Here is a 21,010-nt window from a genome sequence, read left to right on the forward strand (position 1 = left end):
CGGCGTGCCGCCGGCGCCGGCGCTCCCCCGTCGGGGCGCTCGTGCCGGAGGAGCGGTCGGTGCGCGCGGCGGAGGTGGCGGGGCTGCTCACCGGTCACCACCGCCGTCGGAGCCGCGGCGAGCCGCGGTCGGCGCTTGAGGGGTCACGGGGGGTCCTCCACGAGGTGCTGGGGCCTGCGGGCCGGTGCGCCGGTCCGGGGTCGAGCGGTGACGCCGCGGCGCCCTCCCCGAGGCCGGGGAGGGCGCCGCGGCGGGGGTCAGCCGTTGACGGCGGCGCCCATCTCCTGCTGCAGCGTGGCGACGTCCGAGGAGCCGCTGGTGAACTTGCTCACGGCGTCGGTGATGTCGTTGAGCGTGGCGACCGGCGCCGCGGCGCCGTGCGCGAGCGAGGGCACGATCGTCGCCGAGGCGAAGTCCTCGGCCGCGCTCTGCTGGTACTCGCTGAAGTCGGACAGGTCGACGTCCGAGCGGGCCGGGATCGAGCCCTTGGCCTTGTTGAAGGCCGCCTGGCCCTCGGGGGAGGCCACGGTCTCGAGCCACGCCTCCGCGCCGCCGGGGTGCGGGGCGCCCACGGGCAGCGTGAAGGAGTCCGCCAGGAAGCCGAACTGGTCGGCCGTGCCCGGGACGGGGAAGTACGTGTAGTCCTCGCCCGCGACCTGGTCCTGCTCCTCGAAGGCGGCCTCCGCCCAGTCGCCCATGACGTTGAAGCCGGCCTGGCCGTCGATGACCTGCTGGGTGGCGTCGGGCCAGTCGAGGCCGTCGCGGTCGGTGTTCGTGAAGCCCATGAGGGTGTCGAAGTCCTCGAGGGCGGCGGTCACCTCGGGCGAGCTCCAGTCCGTCGAGCCGTCCCACAGGCCGATGTACCCGTCGGCGCCGAGGTCCGACATGAGGACGGTCTCGAGGAGGTTGACCTGGGTCCAGGCCTGGCCGACCGACAGCGCCGTGACGCCGCTGTCCTGCACCGCCTGGAGGGCGGGGATCCACTCGTCGATGCTGCTGTAGGTCGCCTCGGGGTCCAGGCCCGCGTCCTGCAGCACCTGCGGGTTGGCCCAGACGACGTTCGAGCGGTGGATGTTCGACGGGATGGAGTAGATCGCCCCGTCCTCGGTCGTCAGCAGGTCGATGAGGTCCTGCGGCACCGCGTCGGTGAGGCCGAACTCCTCGAACTGGGAGCTGACGTCCTCGATCTGGGCGGCGTCGATGTAGTCCTGCAGCTCCGCGCCGGCGTGCGCCTGGAAGGTGTCCGGCGGGTCGTTGGTCTGCAGGCGCTGCTGGAGCAGGTCCTTCGCCGCCGAGCCGGCCCCGCCGGCCACCGCGCCGTTGATGAACTCGGTGTCGGGGTGCTGCTCGTCGAAGACGGCGACGAGGGCGTCGAGGCCGGCCTTCTCGGAGCCGGCCGCCCACCAGGTGAAGACCTCGACCTCGCTGGCGTCCCCGCCGCCGGAGCCGCCGTCGCCGCCGGAGCCGCCGGAGTCGGAGCCGCAGCCCGCGAGCGTCAGGCCGAGGGCCGCGACGCCCGCCACGACACCGGTCTGCAGACGGGTGGAACGCATGTGTACTCCTCTGGGTGACATCGATGTCATGAGACGACGGGACGCTAGGCGCGCGGCGTCGGCGATGTCAACGACGTCACGCGATCGTGACCTGGGGCACGGTCGTCGGCTCCGCGGTCGGTGCGGTCGTCCGCTCCGCCGTCCGCTCCGTCCTCCTCCGGGGGGACCACGAGCCGCGTCGGGACGACGACGTGCCGCGCCGGGCCCTCGTCGCCGCGCACGCGGGCCAGCACGAGCCGGCCCACCTCGCGGCCCATCTCCTCGGCGTCGTAGCTCACGGTCGCCAGGCCGACGAGCCCGGCGAGGTCGACGTCGTCGAAGCCCGCCACGGCGCAGGCGCCGAGCGCGCCGGCCCGCGCGAGGGCGCGCACGGCCCCGGTCGCGAGCAGGTTGTTCATCGCCAGCACGCCGGTGGGGTGCGGGTCGGCCGCCAGCAGCTCCGCGACGGCGCGCTCGGCGCTCGCCGCGTCGTGCGCCTCGCGCACCTGGGCGGCGGCGAGCGGGGGCAGCCCGGCCTCCTCGAGCGCCCGGGCGACCCCCTCCATCCGCGCCCGCCCCGTCTCGAGCCGGCGGAGGTCGCTGACGACCGCGAGGTGGGGGCGGCGCCCGTCCCCGCCGGCGCCCCGCGCCAGCAGGTGGGCCGTGACCTCGCGGGCGCCCGCCGCGTTGTCGAGCACCACGGTGTCCGCGCCCGGGACGGCCCCGGCGCGGTCGACCATGACGAGCGGCGTGCCCGGGCGGCGGGCGGCCTCGAGGTGCTCCTGGTCGGCGCTCGTGCTCGCGACGACGAGCGCCCGCACGCCGCGGTCCAGCAGGCTGGCGACGGCCGTGCGCTCCGCGTCCGGGTCCTCGTCGCTGGAGACGGTCACGAGGAGCAGGCCCGCCGGTCGCAGCTCGCGCTCGACCCCCGCGGCCAGGCGCGAGTAGAAGGGGTTGGCGAGGTCGGCCGAGACGAAGCCGACGAGCGGGGGCGCGGCGCCGAGCCGCAGGTCGCGCGCGACGGCGTTGACCCGGTAGCCGACGCTCCGCGCCGCCTCCAGCACGCGCGCCGCCGTCTCGGGGGCGACGTAGCGCTCGCCGTTCAGCGCCCGCGACGCCGTCTTGGGGCTCACGCGGGCGAGCGCGGCGACGTGCTGCAGCGTCGTCGGGGGGCGCTCCCCGTCCGCGGTGTGCACGCCGGGGAGTATGCAGGACGGCCGCGGCCGTGCCGGGGAGGCGGGGTCACGACCTGACAACGTTGACACGCGGCCGTCCGAGTTGTTCCCTACGCCTCGTGGGCCCGCACCGGCGCCGGCCCGCGGCGCCCCGCCCGGGGAGCCGCCGGGAGCGCCGGCGGGCCGACGCAGCGGTCCCCCCTCGTCGGAAGGCTCCCCATGGCTCCCCCCGCCCCGCACCCCTCCGCGCCGACGTCGTCGGCGCGCCCCTCGACCGCCCGGCCGACCTCGCCCGGAGGCGGCACCCGCCCCCGCGGCCGCCGCTCGGTCGCCGCGGCCGCCGCCGCCGCGCTCGCCCTCCCGCTGGCGCTCGTGGTGGCGTCCCCGGCCGGTGCGGCGCCGGCGGCGCCCGGCGATCCGGCCCACGGCGGGTCGTTCAGCACGTCCTTCGAGACGGGCGACGCGCCGCAGGTGCTGGTGAGCACCCCGGAGACCCAGGACGGCGAGCCGCTGCAGGACGGCGTCGAGGGCGGCGAGCCGGGCCTGCCGGGCTCCCTGCGCGACGACGTCGTCGCCGTCACGGCGAGCGCGGAGAACCCCCCGTCGGAGGTCGCCGCCGCGGCCGTGGACGGCTCGACGAGCTCCAAGTGGCTGGCCTTCGCCCCCACCGGCTGGCTGCAGGTCGAGCTGGCCGAGCCCCGGCCCGTGACCACCTGGTCGCTGACCTCCGCCAACGACGCGCCCGAGCGCGACCCGCGGGAGGTGCGGCTCCTCGGGTCCGACGACGGCCAGGAGTGGACCGAGGTCGACCGGCGGACGGAACTCACCTTCCCCGCGCGGCTGTCGACCCAGCAGTTCGTGCTCGACGAGGCCTCGGCCCCCCACCGCTTCTACCGGCTGCAGGTCGACGCCAACGCGGGCGGCCCCCTGCTCCAGCTCGCCGAGCTCGACCTCGCCGACGGGACGGCGCCGCCCGCGCCCGCCGAGCCGATGACCACCGAGGTCGGCCCCGGCCCGGCGTCCGGCCCCACGGTCCGCCCGCGCGTCGGCTTCACCGGCGTCGCGGCCCTGCGCTACGCGGGCGTCCAGACCGTCGACGGGCGCGCGAGCGCGGTGAACCGCGTCCTCGAGGTGGACGACCTCCTCGTCGGCGAGGACTCCCACCTCTCCTACCGCGTCTTCCCCGAGCTGACCGGCGGCGACCTCTCCTACCCGTCGCTGCACGTGGCGATGGACGTGCGCTTCACCGACGGCACGCGGCTGTCCGAGCTGGGGGCGACCGACCAGCACGGCTACCCGTTGACGGCGGCGGGCCAGGGCACCTCCGACGTGCTCTACCCCGACCAGTGGAACCACGTGGAGACCGACCTCGGCGCGGTCGCGGCCGGCAAGCGCGTCGCGGCGCTGCTCCTGTCCTACGACGACCCCGACGCCGAGGAGGGCACCGCCTTCGCGGGGTGGGTCGACGACGTGACGATCGACCCCGCGCCCGAGGTCCTCACCGCGCCGACCGACGGCACGGGCTTCACGGCGCTCGTCGACACCCGCCGGGGCACCAACTCGACGGGCAGCTTCTCGCGCGGCAACAACCTGCCGATCACCGCCGTCCCCAACGGCTTCAACTTCCTCACGCCCGTGACGAACGCGAACAGCCAGAGCTGGGAGTACGACTGGGCGCGCGGCAACGACGCGCAGAACCGCCCCCACCTGCAGGGGCTCGCCTTCTCCCACGAGCCGAGCCCCTGGATGGGCGACCGCAACCAGGTCTCCTTCATGCCCGCCACGGCGGACGGCGTCCCGGCGGGCGGCGCGCAGGCGCGCTCCCTGCCGTTCGCCCACACGGCCGAGACGGCGCAGCCCGACTACTACGGCGTCGACCTCGAGGGCGGCCTGCGCGCCGAGACGACGCCGACCGACCACGGCGCGGTGATGCGCTTCTCCTTCCCCGACGGCGCGCCGCGGCAGGTCGTCGTCGACACGGTCGACGACAGCGGGGAGTTCACCGTCGAGGCCGGCTCGGACGAGCTCACCGGCTGGGTCGACAACGGCAGCGGCCTGTCGGCGGGGCGCAGCCGCATGTTCGTGGCCGGCACCTTCGACCGGGCCGCGAGCGCGGCCGGCGCCACCGACGGCGGCCACCGGGGCACGCGCTACGCGGCCTTCGACGGCGACGACGACGTCGTGCTGCACGTGGCGACGTCCTTCATCAGCCTCGACCAGGCGCGCGCCAACCTGGCGATGGAGCTCGAGGGCCGGTCCTTCGAGGACGTCCGCGCCGACGCCGCGCGGCAGTGGGACGAGCGCCTCGGCGTCGTCGAGGTGCAGGGCGCGAGCGAGACCGAGCTGCGCAGCCTCTACGGCTCGCTGTACCGGCTGAACCTCTACCCCAACAGCCAGTTCGAGAACACCGGGACGCCCGAGGAGCCGGTCTACCGGTACGCCAGCCCGGTCGCGGAGCCCGCGGGCGAGCCGACGGCGACGCAGACGGGCGCCGAGGTCGTCGACGGCAAGATCTACGTCAACAACGGCTTCTGGGACACCTACCGGACGGTGTGGCCGGCGTACTCGCTGCTGTACCCGGACGTGGCGGCCGAGCTCGTCGACGGCTTCGTCCAGCACTACCGCGACGGCGGGTGGGTCTCGCGCTGGTCCTCCCCCGGCTACGCGAACCTCATGACGGGCACGAGCTCGGACGTCGCCTTCGCCGACGCCTACCTCAAGGGCGTCGACCTGCCCGACGCGCTCGAGACCTACGACGCCGCGGTGAAGAACGCGACGACCCCCTCCCCCGACGCCGCCGTCGGCCGCAAGGGCCTCGACACCTCGATCTTCCTCGGCTGGACGCCGACGACGACCGGGGAGAGCGTCAGCTGGGGCCTCGAGGGCTTCATCAACGACTACGGCATCGGCAACATGGCCGCGGCGCTCGCCGAGGACCCGCGGACGCCGGACGAGCGCCGGGAGCGCCTGCGCGAGGAGTCGGCGTACTTCCTCGACCGGGCCACCGGCTACGCCCGGATGTTCGACCCGGAGGTCGGCTTCTTCCAGGGCCGCCGCCCCGACGGGTCGTTCCAGCAGTCGCCGGAGCAGTACGACCCGGAGGCGTGGGGCGGGGTCTACACCGAGAGCAACGGGTGGAACTTCGCCTTCCACGCCCCGCACGACGGCGCGGGCCTGGCCGCGCTCTACGGCGGCCGCGAGGGCCTCGAGGCGAAGCTCGACGAGTTCTTCGCGACGCCCGAGGAGGCGGACAAGCCGGGCGGCTACGGCGGCGTCATCCACGAGATGCGCGAGGCGCGCGACGTGCGCCTCGGGCAGCTCGGCATGAGCAACCAGGTGAGCCACCACATCCCCTACGCCTACCTGGAGGCCGACGCGCCGGAGAAGACGCAGGCGGTCGTCCGCGAGATCATGCGCCGGCTCTACACGGGCGACGAGATCGGCCAGGGCTACCCCGGCGACGAGGACAACGGCGAGATGAGCGCCTGGTACGTCCTGTCCTCCCTCGGGATCTACCCGCAGCAGGTCGGCTCCGACCGGTGGAGCATCGGCTCTCCGCTGTTCGACCGGGCCGTCGTCCACCGTCCCGACGGCGACCTCGTCGTCACGGCGCAGGACGCGAGCGGCGGCGACAACGGCCACGAGGACGTCTACGTGCAGTCCCTCGCGGTCGACGGCGCGCCGCACGAGCAGACGTGGCTGACGGCCGACCAGGTCAGCGGGGGCCACGAGCTGGCCTTCACGACCGGCGAGGAGCCGTCGGACTGGGGCTCGGACCCGGAGGACGCCCCGCCGTCGCTGACGCCCGAGGGCGAGGCGCCCGACCCGCTCGAGGACTCCACGGCGAGCGGGCTCGGCGAGCTGTCGGCCGCCGGCGGCGCCGACGTGTCCGCCCTCGTCGACGACACCTCGGCCACCCAGGCCGCGCTCGGGGCGGACGCCGAGCTCACGTGGACCTCGGCGATCGGCGCCCGCGCCGTGCGCACCTACACCCTCACCTCGGGGCGCGGCACCGACGGCGCCGGCGACCCGAGCGCGTGGGTCCTCGAGGGCTCCGACGACGGCGCGACGTGGACGCAGGTCGACGCCCGCTCCGGCGAGGCCTTCGCCTGGCGGCGCCAGACGCGGCCCTTCCAGGTCGAGGACCCGCAGGCCTTCTCCCAGTACCGCCTGAGGGTCACGGGCGCGAGCGCGGACGCGGTGCAGCTCTCGGAGGTCGAGCTCCTCGTCGACCCGGCCGAGGCCGTCTCCGGCGACCTCGCCGTGACGGCGGGCGCGGACCTCACCGCGCAGACGGGCCGCGAGGTGTCCGGCGACCTGGCCGTGGTCGCCGGGGCCGCGGCGGACGACGTCGACGTGGTCGTCGACTGGGGCGACGGCACCGGTGCTGCTCCCGCCGACGTGCGCGTGGGCCGCCTCGGCTCGCTCGTCGTCAGCGGCGCCCACACCTACGCGGAGCCGGGCGTGCACCGCGTCGTCGTCACGGCGACGTCCGGGGACGCTGTTGCCACGTCGGAGCTGCTCGTCGACGTCGCCCTCGTGCCGGAGGGGTCGCTGCGCGCGGCCTTCGACAGCACGTGCATCGGCGACGAGGGCTCCCCCTCGGGTGCTGCCGCCGACTGCGACGCCAAGGGCTGGTCCTACTCGCGGGCCGCGCTCGCGGACGCGGGCCTCGTCCAGGGCGAGCGGCACGGCGTGCCGGGGACCGACCTGTCCTTCGTCCTGCCCGCCGTGCCGGCCGGCGCGCCGGACAACGCCACGGGCGACGGGCAGGTCGTGGACCTCGACCTGCCGGCCGACGCGACCCAGCTGTCCTTCGTGGGCGCGGGCACCCAGGGCGCGCAGGACGAGACGGCCCTGCTCACCTACGCCGACGGCAGCACCCAGGAGGTGCCGCTGCAGCTCTCGGACTGGACCCTCGGCGGGAACCCGTCGAACCAGCCCCAGTTCGGCAACGTCGTCGTGGCGGCGGCCCAGTTCCGCCTCCTCGGGGGCAGCCGCGACGCGGCTCGGCCCTTCGTCTTCGCGACCGCCCCGGTGGCGCTCGACGGGCCGCTCCCCGTGACGCTGACGATGCCCGACCAGCAGGGCACGGAGACCGAGGACGGCCGCGTGCACGTCATGGCCGTGGCCTCCGACGGCACGCCCGCGGACGCGCTCGCGGTGCAGGCGCCCGAGACCGTCACCGCGGCGGCGGGTGCGCCCGTCGGGGCGGTCCTCGCCACGGCGACGGGCGGTGCGGTGGCGCCCGAGGACCTCACCGCGCGCGTCCTGTGGGGCGACGGCACGGCGCTGGGGACGGCGGCCGTCCGGCCGACCGACGACGGCGCCGAGGTGGTCGGCGAGCACGTCCACGCCGCGCCGGGCACCTACACGGCGCACGTCACGGTCGACGACGGCCGCACCAGCGTGACCCGCGAGGTGCGGGTCGAGGTCGTCGCCGTGGACCCGGCCCTCGAGCTGGGCGCGCGGCTGGCCTCCCCCGGCGCGCAGGTGGGGGTGAGCGGCTCGGGCTACCTGCCCGGTGAGCAGGTCGCGCTCACCCTGCAGCGCCACCAGGGGCGCGGCGAGGCGCCGGTCGTGGAGCTCGGCACCGCGCAGGCGGGCGCGGACGGCACCTTCACCGCGCAGGTGCAGGTGCCGGCGGACGCCCGCCGCGGCCCGCACGACCTCGCGGCGAGCGGCGCCGCGTCGGGCGCCGCGACGAGCGAGCGCCTGGTGGTCGCCGGTCGCTGACCGGCCCGGCAGCACGACGACGCCCCGCCCCCCACGACGTGGGGGGCGGGGCGTCGTCGTCGTCGGCGGGTCGCCCCCCCTCGGGGGCGCCGCCAGGAGCGGTCAGCTGGGCGGGGGCACGGCCTGCGCGGCCTCGCGGGCGCTCTGGCCGTCGTCGACGCGCTGCTCGACCGCCTCCACCTGCTCGGGGCGCAGGGGGGCCTTCCCGCCGGTCGTCGGGTCCTCGTCGAGGACCGACTCGCGGATGTACCGGAACACGACGGTGCCCACCGCGGCGATCGGCACGGCGAGGAAGGCGCCGATGATGCCGGCCAGGGTCCCGCCCGCGGTGACGGCGAGGATGACGACGGCGGGGTGCAGCGCCAGCGTCTTCCCGACGAGCAGGGGCTGGAGGACGTTGCCCTCGAGCTGCTGCACGAGCAGGACGACGCCGAGGGTCAGCAGGGCGTCCACCCAGCCGTTGCTCACGAGGGCCACGAGCGTCGCCAGCGCGCCCGTCGTCACGGCGCCGACGATGGGGATGAACGCCGCGAAGAACACGAGGACGGCGAGGGGGAACGCGAACGGGACGCCGATGATCCACAGGCCGAGGCCGATGAAGACGGCGTCGACGAGCGCGACGGCGGCCTGGGAGTAGATGTAGCCGCCGAGCGTCGTCCAGACGCGGGTGAGCAGCTCGTCGACGTGGCCGGCCACCCGCTGCCCGCTCCACAGGTGCAGCCAGGGCAGGAAGCGGGGCCCGTCCTTGGTGAAGAAGAAGGTGAGCACGAGGACGAGCAGCAGGGTGATGAGCGCGGAGCCGACGGTGAACAGGCCCGTGAGCAGACCGCTGCCGACCGAGCTGGCGATGGACTGCGCGTTGCTCTGCAGGCGCTGCAGCCCGTCGTCGAGCCACGTGCTGATCTGGTCGGCGCCGAAGCCGAACATCCCGTTCTGCGTGGCGTCGTTGACCGACTGCTGCAGGCTCTCGAAGCCGGTGACCACCTGGTCCACGAGGCCGGAGGCCTGGGACAGCACGCGCGGGATGAGGTAGGCGAAGATCCCGATGATCAGGCCGAGGAAGACGACGAGCGCGAGGGCCGCCGCCAGGGCGGCCGGCATCACCCGCCGCAGCTGCTTGACGACCGGCCACAGGACGGTCGAGAGGATGAGCGCGAGGACGACCGGCAGGACGATCGACCACAGCTCGCGCAGCACGAAGAACACGAGCACCAGGCCGAGCACGATGGCGAGGACGCGGAGCACCCACAGGGCCACCGCCGTCGCCGCCTGCTCCAGCTTGCCGAAGCGGCTCGTGGCGTGGGCGCGCGAGGGGCGCATCTCCACGACGGCGTCGACGGCGTCCTCGTCGACGGCGCGGCGAGCGTCCTCCGGGGGGGCGTCGGCGTCGTCGACGACGGCGACCCGCCGGGTGGGGCCGGGCCGGCGCAACCGGTCGAGCAGGGACATGCGGAGCTCCTCACCGCGGCCCCCGGGCGGCGGCCGCGCGCCCACTCTGGCGCCTCGCCGCCCCCGCCCGCGAACGCGCGGGCCCGCGCCCGGCGCCACCGGTGCCTCCCGGCCCCCGGCGGGCGTCCCTAGGCTGCGCCCATGAGCGCAGTGCAGCACTCCTCCCGCGACGGCTCGGGACGGGGGGCCGGCCGGACCTGGTGGTGGCAGGTCGACCCGCCCGCGAGCCTGGCCGACGTCGTCGTCCGCGCCGCCGAGGACGAGCCCGACCGCGAGGTGCTGGCCCGGCGCGCCGGCGGGGGCTGGGAGGCCGTCACCGCGGCGCGCTTCCGCGAGGAGGTCGAGCAGGTGGCGCTCGGGCTGCTCGACGCCGGCGTCGCGCCGGGCGACCGCGTCGGGCTCATGGCACGCACCCGGTACGAGTGGACGCTCGTGGACGCCGCCGTGTGGGCGGTCGGGGGCGTCGTGGTGCCGGTCTACGAGACCAGCGCGCCCGACCAGCTGCGGTGGATCCTCGAGGACTCGGGCGCCGTGGCCTGCTTCGTCGAGACCCCGAGCCACGCGCGCACGCTGGCGCAGGTCGCCGACGGGCTGCCGGCGCTGCGGACGTCCTGGGTGGTCGACGGGGGCGCCACGGGCGTCCTGCCGACGCTCGCCGACCTGATCTCGGCGGGGTCTTCGGCGGGCGTCGACGGGCGCGCCGAGCTCGAGCGCCGTCGGGCGGCCCTCACCCGGGACGACGTCGCGACGATCATCTACACCTCGGGCACGACCGGCCGGCCCAAGGGCTGCGTCCTCACCCACGGCAACTTCCTCGTCGAGTGCGGCACGGCCGTGGAGCTCCTGCCCGAGCTCTTCGAGGACCCGGGCTCCTCGACGCTGCTCTTCCTCCCTCTCGCCCACGTCTTCGGCCGGATGATCGAGGTCGCCGTCCTCATGGCCCGCATCCGGGTCGGGCACAGCGACGTCGCCCGCATCACGCGCGACCTCCCGACCTTCCAGCCCTCCTTCGTGCTCGCCGTGCCGCGCGTCTTCGAGCGCGTCTACGAGACGGCGCGGCGCCGCGCGACGACCGAGGGCAAGGGGGCCGTGTTCCAGCGCGCCGCCGACGTCGCCTCCGCCTGGAGCCGCGCCCAGGACGGCGGGCGGCCGGGCCTGGTGCTGCGGGCCCAGCACGCGCTGTTCGACCGGATCGTCTACGGCAAGCTCCGCGCCGCGCTGGGCGGTCGCGCCGAGTGGGCGGTCTCCGGCGGCGCTCCCCTCGGCGAGCGCCTGGGCCACTTCTACCGGGGCATCGGCCTGACCATCCTCGAGGGCTACGGGCTCACCGAGACGACGGCGGCCACGACGGTCAACACCCCCCGCGACCAGAGGGTCGGCTCGGTGGGGCGCGCGCTGCCGGGCACGGAGCTGCGCATCTCCGAGGCGGGCGAGGTCCAGGTGCGCGGCGGGCACGTCTTCCGGGAGTACCTCGGCAACGCGCGGGCGACGCGCGAGGTCCTCGACGACGACGGCTGGTTCGCCACCGGCGACCTCGGCTCCCTCGACGCCGACGGGTACCTGACGATCACCGGGCGCTCGAAGGACATCCTCGTGACCTCCTCGGGGAAGAACGTCTCCCCCGGCCCGCTGGAGGACAGCCTGCGGGCGCACCCCCTCGTGAGCCAGGCCGTCGTCGTCGGCGACGGGCGCAGCAGCGTGGGGGCGCTCGTCACGCTCGACCAGGAGGCGCTCGACGCCTGGCTCGCCCAGGCCGGCCGCCCGGCCGCGCCGGCCGCCGACCTCGTCGAGGACCCCGACCTGCTGGCCGAGCTGCGCCGGGCCGTCGACGCGGCCAACGAGAGCGTGTCCTCCGCGGAGGGCATCCGGCGCCTGCGGGTCCTGCCCGTCGACCTCACCGAGGAGGGCGGGCAGCTGACGCCGAGCATGAAGGTCAAGCGCGGCGTCGTCCTCGAGGAGTTCGCCGACGAGGTGGAGGCGATGTACCGCCCGCGCCGTTAGCGGGCCGCCCCGGCGCCGGGAGCGCCACCGGGTCGCCGTCCGGCGGGCGCCTCGCGGTCGCCGGTCCGTCGGCGCGTGGACACCCGGGTCGGGTGGGGTCGACGCCGTCGGGGAAGGGCTCCAGACCCGGGACGCGGCTGCCGATGGACCGGCAGGATGGGACGACGACGAGGCGGGGAGCCGGCGGTGCGGGGCAGGACGAGGACGCGGCGGACGACGAGCGCGGCAGCGGTGGTGCTGGCGAGCGCCGCGCTGTGCGGAGGGCTCGTCGTCCCGGCGGCGGCCGCGGGTGCGGCGACGCCGCCCGCGACGGGCGCGGCTGTGGAGCCGCTCCCCGGTGCGACGACCGGCCCCGAGGACGCCGGAGCCGACGGCACCGCACCCGTGCCGGCCGAGACGCCCGCGCCGGTCGAGACGCCCGCGCCGGGCGCTCCGCAGGACGGCGTCGCCCCGGGCGGCGCCGCTGCTGCTGACGACGGCGCGGTCCCTGAGGAGGGCGCTGCCCCTGAGGAGGGCGCTGCCCCCCAGGACGGGGCTGCTCCGGAGGACGGCGCTGCCCCGGACGGGGAGACCGCGCCGGAGGACGGCGAGGAGCCGGCGGCGCCCGAGGAGCCCGCTCCCGGGCCCGACCCGCGGGCGGTCGCCGCCTACGAGGCCGCGGTGGCCGCCTCGGCGGAGGCGTCGGCGCGGCTGGCCGAGGTGTCCGCCCGGGCGACCGCCGCCCTGGAGGCCCGCGACGCCGCCCGCGCCCGCCACGACGCGGCCCTCGCCGAGCGCGCCCACCAGGAGCAGGTCGCGGCGTCGGCGGCGACCCTCGTCGCGCAGGGCCGCAGCGCCGTGGGCCGCTGGGCCAGCTCGGCCTACCGCGGCGCCGAGGACGCCCGCGGCGGCATGCCGGTCGCCTCGGCGCTGCTCGGCAGCGCGACGACCGACGAGGTCGGCTCCCAGCTGAGCCTGCTCCAGGCCGTCGGGCGCCAGCGCGAGGGCGCCGTGCGCGGCGCCCTCGACGCCGAGCGCCTCGCCGAGCAGGCGCTGGCGCGCGCGGCGGCCGCCGAGGTCCGCGCCGTGGCCGAGCAGCGGACGGCCGACGCCGAGGCGGCGGAGGCCGAGACCGCGCTGGCGGAGCAGCGCGAGCTGGCCGCCGCGGTCGACGCCCGCCTGGCCGCGGCCCGCGAGGAGCTCGGCCTGCCCGAGGGCGTCACGGCGCCCCCGCTCGCCGTCGGGGGCCTGGCGGGCGTGCAGGCCGCCGGCGCGGCCCGCGGGGGCGGCTGCGCCTCGAGCGACCTCAGCGCGTACGCCAACGGCCAGATCCCCCAGGAGGCGCTCTGCGACCTGCGGACGGCGCCGGGCCACCGCCTGCGCGGGGACGCGGCGGCGGCCTTCGACGCCATGAGCCGGGCGTACGAGCAGGTCTTCGGGACGCCGCTGTGCGTCACCGACTCCTACCGGCCCCTCGCCGACCAGATCCGCCTGCGGGCCACGAAGCCGGGCCTCGCCGCCGTCCCCGGCACGAGCCGCCACGGCCTCGGCCGCGCCGTGGACCTGTGCGGGGGCGTGGACGACTTCGGGACGCCGCAGCACGAGTGGGTCGTCCAGCGGGCCCCCCTCTTCGGCTGGTTCCACCCCTCGTGGGCCGGGCGCGGCGGCAGCAAGCCGGAGCCGTGGCACTTCGAGTTCGCCGAGACCGCGAGCGGCGCGGGCGCGGGCCCGGCTCCGGCTCCGGCGGCCCCGTGACGGCAGCGCGCCACCCGGGCGCAGCCCGGTGACGTCCGGTCCGGGCCGCCCCCGTCCCGGAGTCCTCGCGGGCGACGGACCGCTCCTGCTCGCCCACCGGGGCTTCTCGCGGGACGGTCTGGAGAACACCCTCCCGGCCTTCGCGGCGGCCCTGGAGCTGGGCGCCGACCTCGTCGAGACCGACGTCCACACCACCGCCGACGGGGTGCTCGTCGCCTTCCACGACGACCGCCTCGACCGGGTGACCGACGCGGAGGGCGAGCTGGCGCGGACCCCCTGGTCGGTGGTCTCGCGCGCCCGCATCGGCGGCCGGGAGGCCGTGCCGCGCCTCGTGGACGTCCTCGAGGCCCTCCCCGGGGCGCGGCTCAACATCGACGTCAAGGCCCCGGGCGCCGTGGAGCCGCTCGCGGAGCTGCTCCGCCGGACCGGGGCGTGGCGCCGCGTCGTCGTCGCGAGCTTCTCCGAGCGCCGCCGCCGCGCCGTGCTCGCGGGCCTGCCCGCCGCGACCGCCGCCTCGGCCGGGGCGCCGCTCGTCGCCGCCGTCGTGGGGGCCGTCCGCGCCCCCCTGCCCGCGGCCGCGCGGCGGCGGGCCGTCGCCCGGGCCCTGGCGGGCGTCGACGTCCTCCAGGTGCCCGAGCGCGTGGCCACCCCCGCGTTCGTGCGCGCCGTCCACGAGGCGGGCCGGCTCGTCCACGTGTGGACGGTCGACGACGTCCCGACGATGCACCGGCTGCTCGACGAGGGCGTCGACGGGCTCGTGACCGACCGCACCGACCTCCTGCGCCGCGTGCTGGACGCCCGCGCCGGTGGGCCGGGGCGCGCGCGGTGAGCCGCTCCCCCGCCCCGCGCGCCCCGGGCGCACCGGTGCCCCCGGAGCTCCGCCGCGAGCGCCGCGCCTGGTACGTCTACGACTGGGCGAACTCGGCGTACGTCACGACGACGGGCACGGTGCTCTTCGCCCCCTACCTCACCGCCGTGGCCACGGCGGCCGCCTGCCCCGACCTCGCCGACGGGGCGGCGTGCGACGCCACCCTCTCGGTCCTCGGCGTGCCCGTGGCCCCGGGGTCGCTGGCGCTGTACACGACGACGGTCTCGACGGCGCTCAGCGCGCTGCTGCTGCCGCTCGTCGGCGCCCTGTGCGACCAGGTCGTCCGCAAGCGCCTGCTCCTGGGGGCCTTCGCGCTCGTCGGCGCCGCGGCCGCCGCCGCCATGGCCGCCGTCACGGGCACCGACTGGCAGCTCGGCGTCGTCCTGCAGGTGGTGGCCGGGGCCTCGCTCGGGGCCTCCCTCGTCGTCTACAACGCCCTGCTGCTCGACCTCGCCGGCCCTGACGAGCGCGACGCCGTCTCCAGCCGGGGCTGGGCGCTGGGCTACCTGGGCGGCTTCCTCCTGCTCGCGGCCAACCTCGCCGTCGTGTCCGGGCGCGACGCGCTCGGGCTCACGGAGGCCGAGGCGGTGCGCGTGAGCCTGCTGTCCGCCGGGGTGTGGTGGGGCGTCTTCAGCCTCGTGCCCGTCCTCGGGCTGCGGGACCGCCCCCTCGTGCGGCCCCCGGACGACGAGCCGGCGCCCGCGCGGCGGCGGGGCGCCCTGGCCGGCAGCGCCGGCGAGCTCGTGAGGACGCTGCGCCACGCGCGGGGGCATCCCATGACGCTCCTGCTGCTCGCGGCCTTCCTGCTCTACAACGACGGCGTCCAGACGGTGATCTACGCCGCCAGCCTCTTCGGCACGGTCGAGCTGGGCCTCGCGCAGGCGCAGCTCATCACCGCGATCCTCCTCGTGCAGGCCGTCGCCTTCGTGGGTGCGCTCGTCTTCGGCGCCCTCGCCGGCCGCTTCGGCGCGAGGCGCACGGTGCTGTGGTCGCTCGTCGCGTGGACGGCCGTCGTGGCGGCCGGCTTCGTCCTGCCGCCCGGCCGCTTCGGCCTCTTCCTGCTCCTCGCCGTCGCCATCGGGCTCGTGCTCGGCGGCACCCAGGCCATCTCCCGGTCGCTCTACAGCCAGCTCGTGCCGGTGGGCCGGGAGGCGCAGTACTTCAGCCTGTACCAGGCGGCCGAGCGCGGGACCTCGTGGGTCGGGACCCTCGTCTTCGGCCTCGTCTACCAGCTCACGGGCTCCTACCGGCCCGCCGTCGCCTCGCTCGTCGTCTTCTTCGTGCTCGGCGGCCTCCTGCTGCTGCGGGTCGACGTCCGTCGGGGGATCGCGGACGCGGGCCGCGAGCAGCCGAGGAGGGTGTGAGGGGCGCGCGGCCCACCGGGCGGGGGGCACGAGCGCAGCGGAGACCAGCGGGGGCGGGCGCTGCTCCGTCCGGGTGACGCCGGCCGCGCCGCGCGCGCGCCGGTGCGGGGCGGACCAGGAACCTGAAGCGCCGCCCGGGCATCCGCAGGAGGCCGCGGCGTCGAAGGAGGGGTGACGGGCCCGGGGACCGCGGGCCCGGCCCGGCCGGGGGGAACTCCCAGGTGCCGCCCAGCCGGATGAGGAACAGGGTGCTGCGGGTGACCGTTGGACCCCAGGTACCGGACGCCCCCACCCCGCGGCGTCCCGTGGCAGCAGAACAGGATGGAGGTGGCTCACCATGGCCGACAGGAGCCTGAGAGGCACCCGGCTGGGCGCGGCGAGCCTCGAGTCGGACACCGGCGTCGAGCCGGCGCCCCGGCAGATGCGCGAGTACGTCTGCTCGAACGACCACCGGACCGTCGTCCCGCTCTCCGTGGAGGCGGACGTGCCGGCGCTCTGGGAGTGCCGGTGCGGCGAGATGGCGCTCCTGCGGGACGCCTCGCGCCCCGAGGAGAAGCCGGGCAAGCCCCCGCGCACGCACTGGGACATGCTGCTGGAGCGGCGCTCGGTCGCCGACCTGCAGGTGCTCCTCGACGAGAGGCTGGAGCTGCTGCGCAGCGGCATGCTCCACGCCAAGCGCTCCGCCTGAGCGCTCGCGCACCGCTCGTGCTCCCGGCCCCCTGACCTCGGCGCCGGCCCGCGCGAAGCGCACCACGACGACGGCCGCGCCACCCCGTTCGGGTGGCGCGGCCGTCGTCGTGGTGCGGGTCGGCGCGTCAGCGCGGCTCCGGCGGCTCCGGCGGCTCCGGCGGCTCCGGCGGCTCCGGCGACGGGGGCAGCACCCGCCCGCGCAGGGGCCCGTCGCCCTGGTCCCCGTCGCCCGGGTCCTCGCCGTCGGGCCGCCGACCGGGGGGAGGCCCGCTCGAGGCGTCGGGGTCGAGGACGACCCGGCCGGCGACGACGTCGCCGCGGCGGAGCCCGACGACCCGGAGCGCGAGCGCGCCGGCGGCCGCGCCGAGGAGCCGGCGCACGAGCGGGCGCGTGGGGGGCAGCACGCACGCGAGGCCGACGACGTCGCTGACGAAGCCGGGCACGACGAGGAGGACCCCGCCGAGCGCCACGAGGCCGGCGTCGCCCAGCTCCCGGCCGGCGGACCGGCCGTCGAGGCGGCCCTCCCGGGCCGCGCGCGCCGCGCGCCGGGCACCGCCCAGCCCGCCCCGGACGAGGACGACGACGCCGAGCGCGGCCGCGGCCAGCAGCAGCAGGACGGTCCACCCCGCGCCGACCGCCTCGCCGACGAGCAGGATGCCGAGCAGCTCGACGAGGACGGCCAGGGGCGGCAGCACGGCGAGCCACCGGCGCCGTCCGCCCGGGCTCCGGCGGGAGCCCGCCGTGCGGGGGGCGCTCACGCCGCGCCGCCCGCCGCCGAGGGCACCCGCGACTGGCGCGCGCCGGGCCCGGGACCGCGGGGGTCGTCGTCCGCGGCGCCGTCGCCGTCGTCGTCGGGCCGTCCAGCACTGGTGCGTCGCCCGCCCAGGGCGCCGACGAGGGCCGCGAGGGCCCCCAGCACCGTGAGGGCGACCTCGGGCCAGGCGCCGGCGCGCGCGGCGGGGGTCAGGCTGGTGCGCAGGGGGACCTCCTGGACGAGGACGTCGGGGGTGAACAGCTCGGTGGTGCGGCCCGTGCTGCCGTCCGGGGCGATGACCGCGGAGACGCCCACGGTGGACGCGTGGACGACCGCGCGGCCCTCCTCGACGGCCCGCACCCGGGAGATGGCCAGCTGCTGGACGCTCTCGTCGGTGAAGCCGAACGTGGCGTTGTTCGTCGGGACGACGAGCAGCTCGGCGCCGCCGCGGACGACGTCGTCGACGAGGCCGTCCTCGACCACCTCGAAGCAGATGAGGGCGCCCAGCCGGGCTCCGGCGACGTCGAGGAGGCCGGGCCGCTCCCCCGGCACCATGTCGGCGCGGACGAGGTCGACCTTGTCGCTGAAGAGGCGGAAGAAGTCGCGGTGGGGCACGTACTCGCCGAAGGGCACCGGGTGCCGCTTGGCGTAGACCTGCGTCGGACCCTCCCCCGGCTCCCACACGACGACCACGTTGCGCAGCTCGTCGTCCTGGAGCTCGTCCCCTGTGCTGCCCGTGCCCGCCTCGAGGTCCGCGGGCAGCCCGGTGCCGCGGCTGCCCCGGACGAGCGTGCCGACGAGCACCGGCGCCCCGATCGCCCGGACGGCCTCCTCGATGCGGGCGGCGGCGTCGGCGTTGGCGAAGGGGTCGATGTCGCTGGCGTTCTCCGGCCAGACGACGACGTCGGGCTGCGGCGCCCGCCCCGCGGCGACGGCGTCGGCCAGCTCCTCGGTGGCGCGCACGTGGTTGTCGAGGACGGCGCGGCGCTCCGCGTTGAAGTCCAGGCCCGGCTCCGGCACGTCGCCCTGCACGGCGGCGACGACGAGGGTGCCGGCCTCCGCCGCCGTGGGGCGCGGCACGAGCGCCCCGCCGGCGGCGAGGAGCGCCGCGAGCAGGAGCGGCGGCAGGACCCGCGCGGTCGACCGCGCGAGCGCCCGCGGGGCGGTGGACGACGGGCCGACGGCCGGCTCCGCCCCCTCGCGGCGGAGCCGGTGCTGCCCCGCCGCTGCCGCGAGGTGCAGGAGGACCAGCGCCAGCGCGGCCCCCGTCGTCGCGACGGCGAAGGACACGAGCGGCGCCCCGCCCAGCGCGGCCAGCCCCACGGTCGGGGAGTCCGCCTGGCTGAAGGCGAGCCGCCCCCAGCCGAAGCCCCCGAAGGGGAAGCGGGCCCGCAGGGCCTCCACACCGGTCCACACCGCGCCCGCGCCCACCGCCTGCAGGCACGCCGTCACCGCGCCGGGGGGCGTCCAGGCACCGGGCGGCACCTCCCGGTGCGCGGGCGTGCCGGCGGCGTCCCGGCCGCCGCTCCGGCCGCCGCCCCGGCCGGCTCGCAGGACGAGCGCGACGAGGAGCCCGGCCAGGGCGACGAAGAGGGCCTCGGCCACCGCGAGTGCGTAGGCGACGGGGCCGACGTACTCCGCGGTCCAGCGCAGCAGCACGACGAAGAGGACCAGGCCGTGGAGGAGCCCCAGGAGGGCGGCTGTGCGCAGCCGCGCGCCGGCGACGGCGGCCACGAGGGCGCCGACGCCGGGGGCGGCGAGCCACCACCACCCCGGCTCGGGGAAGGCGACCGCCACGAGCGCGCCCCCCAGCGCGGCGGTGGCCGCGCGGGCCAGGGGCGAGGGGCGCAGCAGCACGGGTCCAGGGTAGGCGCCCGGCGATGGGCGCCCGGCGACGGCGACGGCGCCGCGACCCCGAGCCGACGGCCGGGCGGCTGAGCGGACGGACCCGCCCGCCCTTCGGTCCGTCCGAGCCTCGGTGGCGCCGGGGTCTGCGGGACGTTGTCTACGGGGCGAGCGGGTCCGCCGCTGCTCCACCACGTGCACGGGTGGCCGCGGTGGCCGACGACGACGGTACTCGGGGCAGGGCCCGTGTCAACCGCCTGCGGGGAGGTCGGGGACCCCCTCTGACCTGCGGTGATGCACCGTCGTCGCAGGTCAGGGCGCAGCACGTCCGACGAGCCTCCGAGGCGGTCGCGGACCCGGGGCGGGCCCCCGCCCGGACCCGTCCCGGACCCGCCCCGCGGCGGCGCCGGCGAGCCGGCGCGCACTCCCCCCGCTCGGGGCGGCCGTCACCCGGGCAGGTGCCTGAGCGTCACGATCGCATCACGGTGGTCGTCGGGCGGCGCCGTCGCGGATATGTTCGGGCCCGCGACTTATCCACGGGCCGACGACGACCCGGGTCCACGATGCGAAGGAGCATCCATGCGCGTGCGCAGCACCGCCCTCGCGGCCGCCTCCGCGGCCGCCGTCCTCGCCCTCGCCGGCTGCGGCAGCGACTCCGGCTCCGGCTCGGGCAGCTCCGGGGGCAGCACCGACGGCGGCGGGGGGTCCGACGGCCCCCAGGTCGGCGTGATCCTCCCCGACACCGAGTCCTCGGCCCGCTGGGAGTCCTTCGACGCCCCCCTGCTCCAGCAGGCGTTCGACGACGCCGGCGTCACGGCCGTCATCCAGAACGCCCAGGGCGACGCCTCGGCGATGCAGACCATCGCCGACCAGATGATCACCCAGGGCGTGCAGGTCCTCGCCATCGTCAACCTCGACTCCGACTCCGGCGCGGCGATCGAGGCCAAGGCGCAGCAGGCCGGCGTGCAGACGATCGACTACGACCGCCTCACCCTCGGCGGGTCCGCCGACTACTACGTGTCCTTCGACAACACGAAGGTCGGTGAGCTGCAGGGCGAGGGCCTGGCCCAGTGCCTCGGCGACACGCCGACGGACATCGCCTACCTCAACGGCTCGCCCACCGACAACAACGCGACGCTGTTCTCGGCCGGCGCCCACAGCGTCCTCGACCCGATGACGCAGTACACCGTCGTGGCCGAGCAGGCCGTGCCCGACTGGGACAACCAGCAGGCGGCGACGATCTTCGAGCAGATGCTCACGCAGAACCCGACCATCGGGGGCGTCCTGGCCGCCAACGACGGCCTCGGCAACGCGGCGATCTCCATCCTCGCGAAGAACGGCCTCAACGGGCAGGTCCCGGTGACGGGGCAGGACGCCACGGTCCAGGGCCTGCAGAACATCCTCGCCGGCGACCAGTGCATGACGGTCTACAAGGCCGTCACGCAGGAGGCGCAGGGCCTGGCCGACACGGCCATCGCCCTCATCAACGGCGAGGAGCCGGAGACCACCGGCACCGTGACCGACGAGACGGGCGGCCGCGAGGTCGCGTCCATCCTCCTCGAGCCGCAGGCCATCTTCCGCGACAACGTCAAGGACGTCGTGGACGACGGCTTCGTCACCGCCGACGAGCTCTGCACGGGGAAGTTCGCCGACGCCTGCAGCGAGCTCGGCATCTCCTGAGGCACCCGGTCCCGCTGACGCACCGCGTCACCGGGACCACCGGGCGGGCGGGCCGGACCCGGCCCCCCCCCCCCCCCCGCGCCCCCCCCCCCCCCCGCCCCCCCCGGCGCCCCCCCCCCCCCGGGGGGGCCCCCCCCGCCCCGCCCCCCCCCGCCCGCGGCCCCCCCCCCCCCCCCCGCCGC

12 protein-coding genes are annotated in these 21,010 nt (G+C 77.0%); 7 read left to right on the plus strand and 5 right to left on the minus strand.

Annotated elements, in window-relative coordinates:
• Window positions 1–257 precede the first annotated feature (257 nt).
• Together Q0789_RS12185 and Q0789_RS12190 are read right to left on the minus strand one after the other, a co-directional pair.
• Window positions 258–1,553: an ABC transporter substrate-binding protein gene (locus Q0789_RS12185; protein WP_298805555.1), complete on the minus strand. Its 1,296-nt coding sequence runs from the start codon at window positions 1,551–1,553 to the stop codon at window positions 258–260.
• A 44-nt stretch (window positions 1,554–1,597) separates the two neighbouring features.
• Entirely contained in the window at window positions 1,598–2,728 is a 1,131-nt protein-coding gene (locus tag Q0789_RS12190; RefSeq protein ID WP_298805557.1) for a LacI family DNA-binding transcriptional regulator, read from the minus strand.
• Between the two features lie 198 nt (window positions 2,729–2,926).
• Here Q0789_RS12190 and Q0789_RS12195 point away from each other — a divergent pair, with 198 nt between their 5' ends.
• Window positions 2,927–8,443 (plus strand): GH92 family glycosyl hydrolase, encoded by a 5,517-nt coding sequence (locus Q0789_RS12195; RefSeq protein WP_298805559.1) that lies wholly within the window; start codon window positions 2,927–2,929, stop codon window positions 8,441–8,443.
• Between the two features lie 102 nt (window positions 8,444–8,545).
• Here Q0789_RS12195 and Q0789_RS12200 read toward each other — a convergent pair whose 3' ends face one another.
• Entirely contained in the window at window positions 8,546–9,892 is a 1,347-nt protein-coding gene (locus tag Q0789_RS12200; RefSeq protein WP_298805561.1) for an AI-2E family transporter, read from the minus strand.
• A 141-nt stretch (window positions 9,893–10,033) separates the two neighbouring features.
• On the opposite strand from Q0789_RS12200, the gene Q0789_RS12205 reads away from it, so the two are divergent.
• The 5 genes from Q0789_RS12205 (at window position 10,034) to Q0789_RS12225 (ending at window position 16,547) form a co-directional block, all read left to right on the plus strand.
• Window positions 10,034–11,893, plus strand: a complete 1,860-nt coding sequence (locus tag Q0789_RS12205) for a long-chain fatty acid--CoA ligase (protein ID WP_298805563.1) — start codon at window positions 10,034–10,036, stop codon at window positions 11,891–11,893.
• A gap of 231 nt (window positions 11,894–12,124) precedes the next feature.
• Window positions 12,125–13,627, plus strand: a complete 1,503-nt coding sequence (locus Q0789_RS12210; protein ID WP_298805565.1) for a D-alanyl-D-alanine carboxypeptidase family protein — start codon at window positions 12,125–12,127, stop codon at window positions 13,625–13,627.
• 28 nt (window positions 13,628–13,655) lie between these two features.
• Complete coding sequence (locus Q0789_RS12215; RefSeq protein ID WP_298805567.1) at window positions 13,656–14,456, plus strand: glycerophosphodiester phosphodiesterase family protein; 801 nt, start codon at window positions 13,656–13,658, stop codon at window positions 14,454–14,456.
• Window positions 14,453–15,859: an MFS transporter gene (locus Q0789_RS12220; RefSeq protein ID WP_298805569.1), complete on the plus strand. Its 1,407-nt coding sequence runs from the start codon at window positions 14,453–14,455 to the stop codon at window positions 15,857–15,859. The genes Q0789_RS12215 and Q0789_RS12220 overlap by 4 nt, the downstream gene beginning before the upstream one ends.
• A 337-nt stretch (window positions 15,860–16,196) precedes the next feature.
• On the plus strand, window positions 16,197–16,547 hold the full coding sequence (locus Q0789_RS12225) for an RNA polymerase-binding protein RbpA (RefSeq protein WP_171204248.1): 351 nt from the start codon (window positions 16,197–16,199) through the stop codon (window positions 16,545–16,547).
• A gap of 127 nt (window positions 16,548–16,674) precedes the next feature.
• Here the strand turns inward: Q0789_RS12225 and Q0789_RS12230 are convergent, their stop codons facing one another.
• The gene (locus Q0789_RS12230) at window positions 16,675–17,307 is read right to left on the minus strand and encodes an FxsA family protein (protein WP_298805571.1); all 633 of its coding nucleotides are present in this window, start codon (window positions 17,305–17,307) and stop codon (window positions 16,675–16,677) included.
• The gene (gene lnt, locus Q0789_RS12235) at window positions 17,304–19,160 is read right to left on the minus strand and encodes an apolipoprotein N-acyltransferase (protein ID WP_298805573.1); all 1,857 of its coding nucleotides are present in this window, start codon (window positions 19,158–19,160) and stop codon (window positions 17,304–17,306) included. The genes Q0789_RS12230 and lnt overlap by 4 nt, the downstream gene beginning before the upstream one ends.
• Before the next feature lie 567 nt (window positions 19,161–19,727).
• On the opposite strand from lnt, the gene Q0789_RS12240 reads away from it, so the two are divergent.
• A complete protein-coding gene (locus tag Q0789_RS12240) occupies window positions 19,728–20,828 on the plus strand; it encodes a substrate-binding domain-containing protein (RefSeq protein ID WP_298805575.1) in 1,101 nt (366 codons plus the stop codon).
• Window positions 20,829–21,010 lie beyond the last annotated feature (182 nt).

This window comes from uncultured Pseudokineococcus sp. (assembly GCF_947499845.1).
Classification (GTDB): domain Bacteria; phylum Actinomycetota; class Actinomycetes; order Actinomycetales; family Quadrisphaeraceae; genus Pseudokineococcus.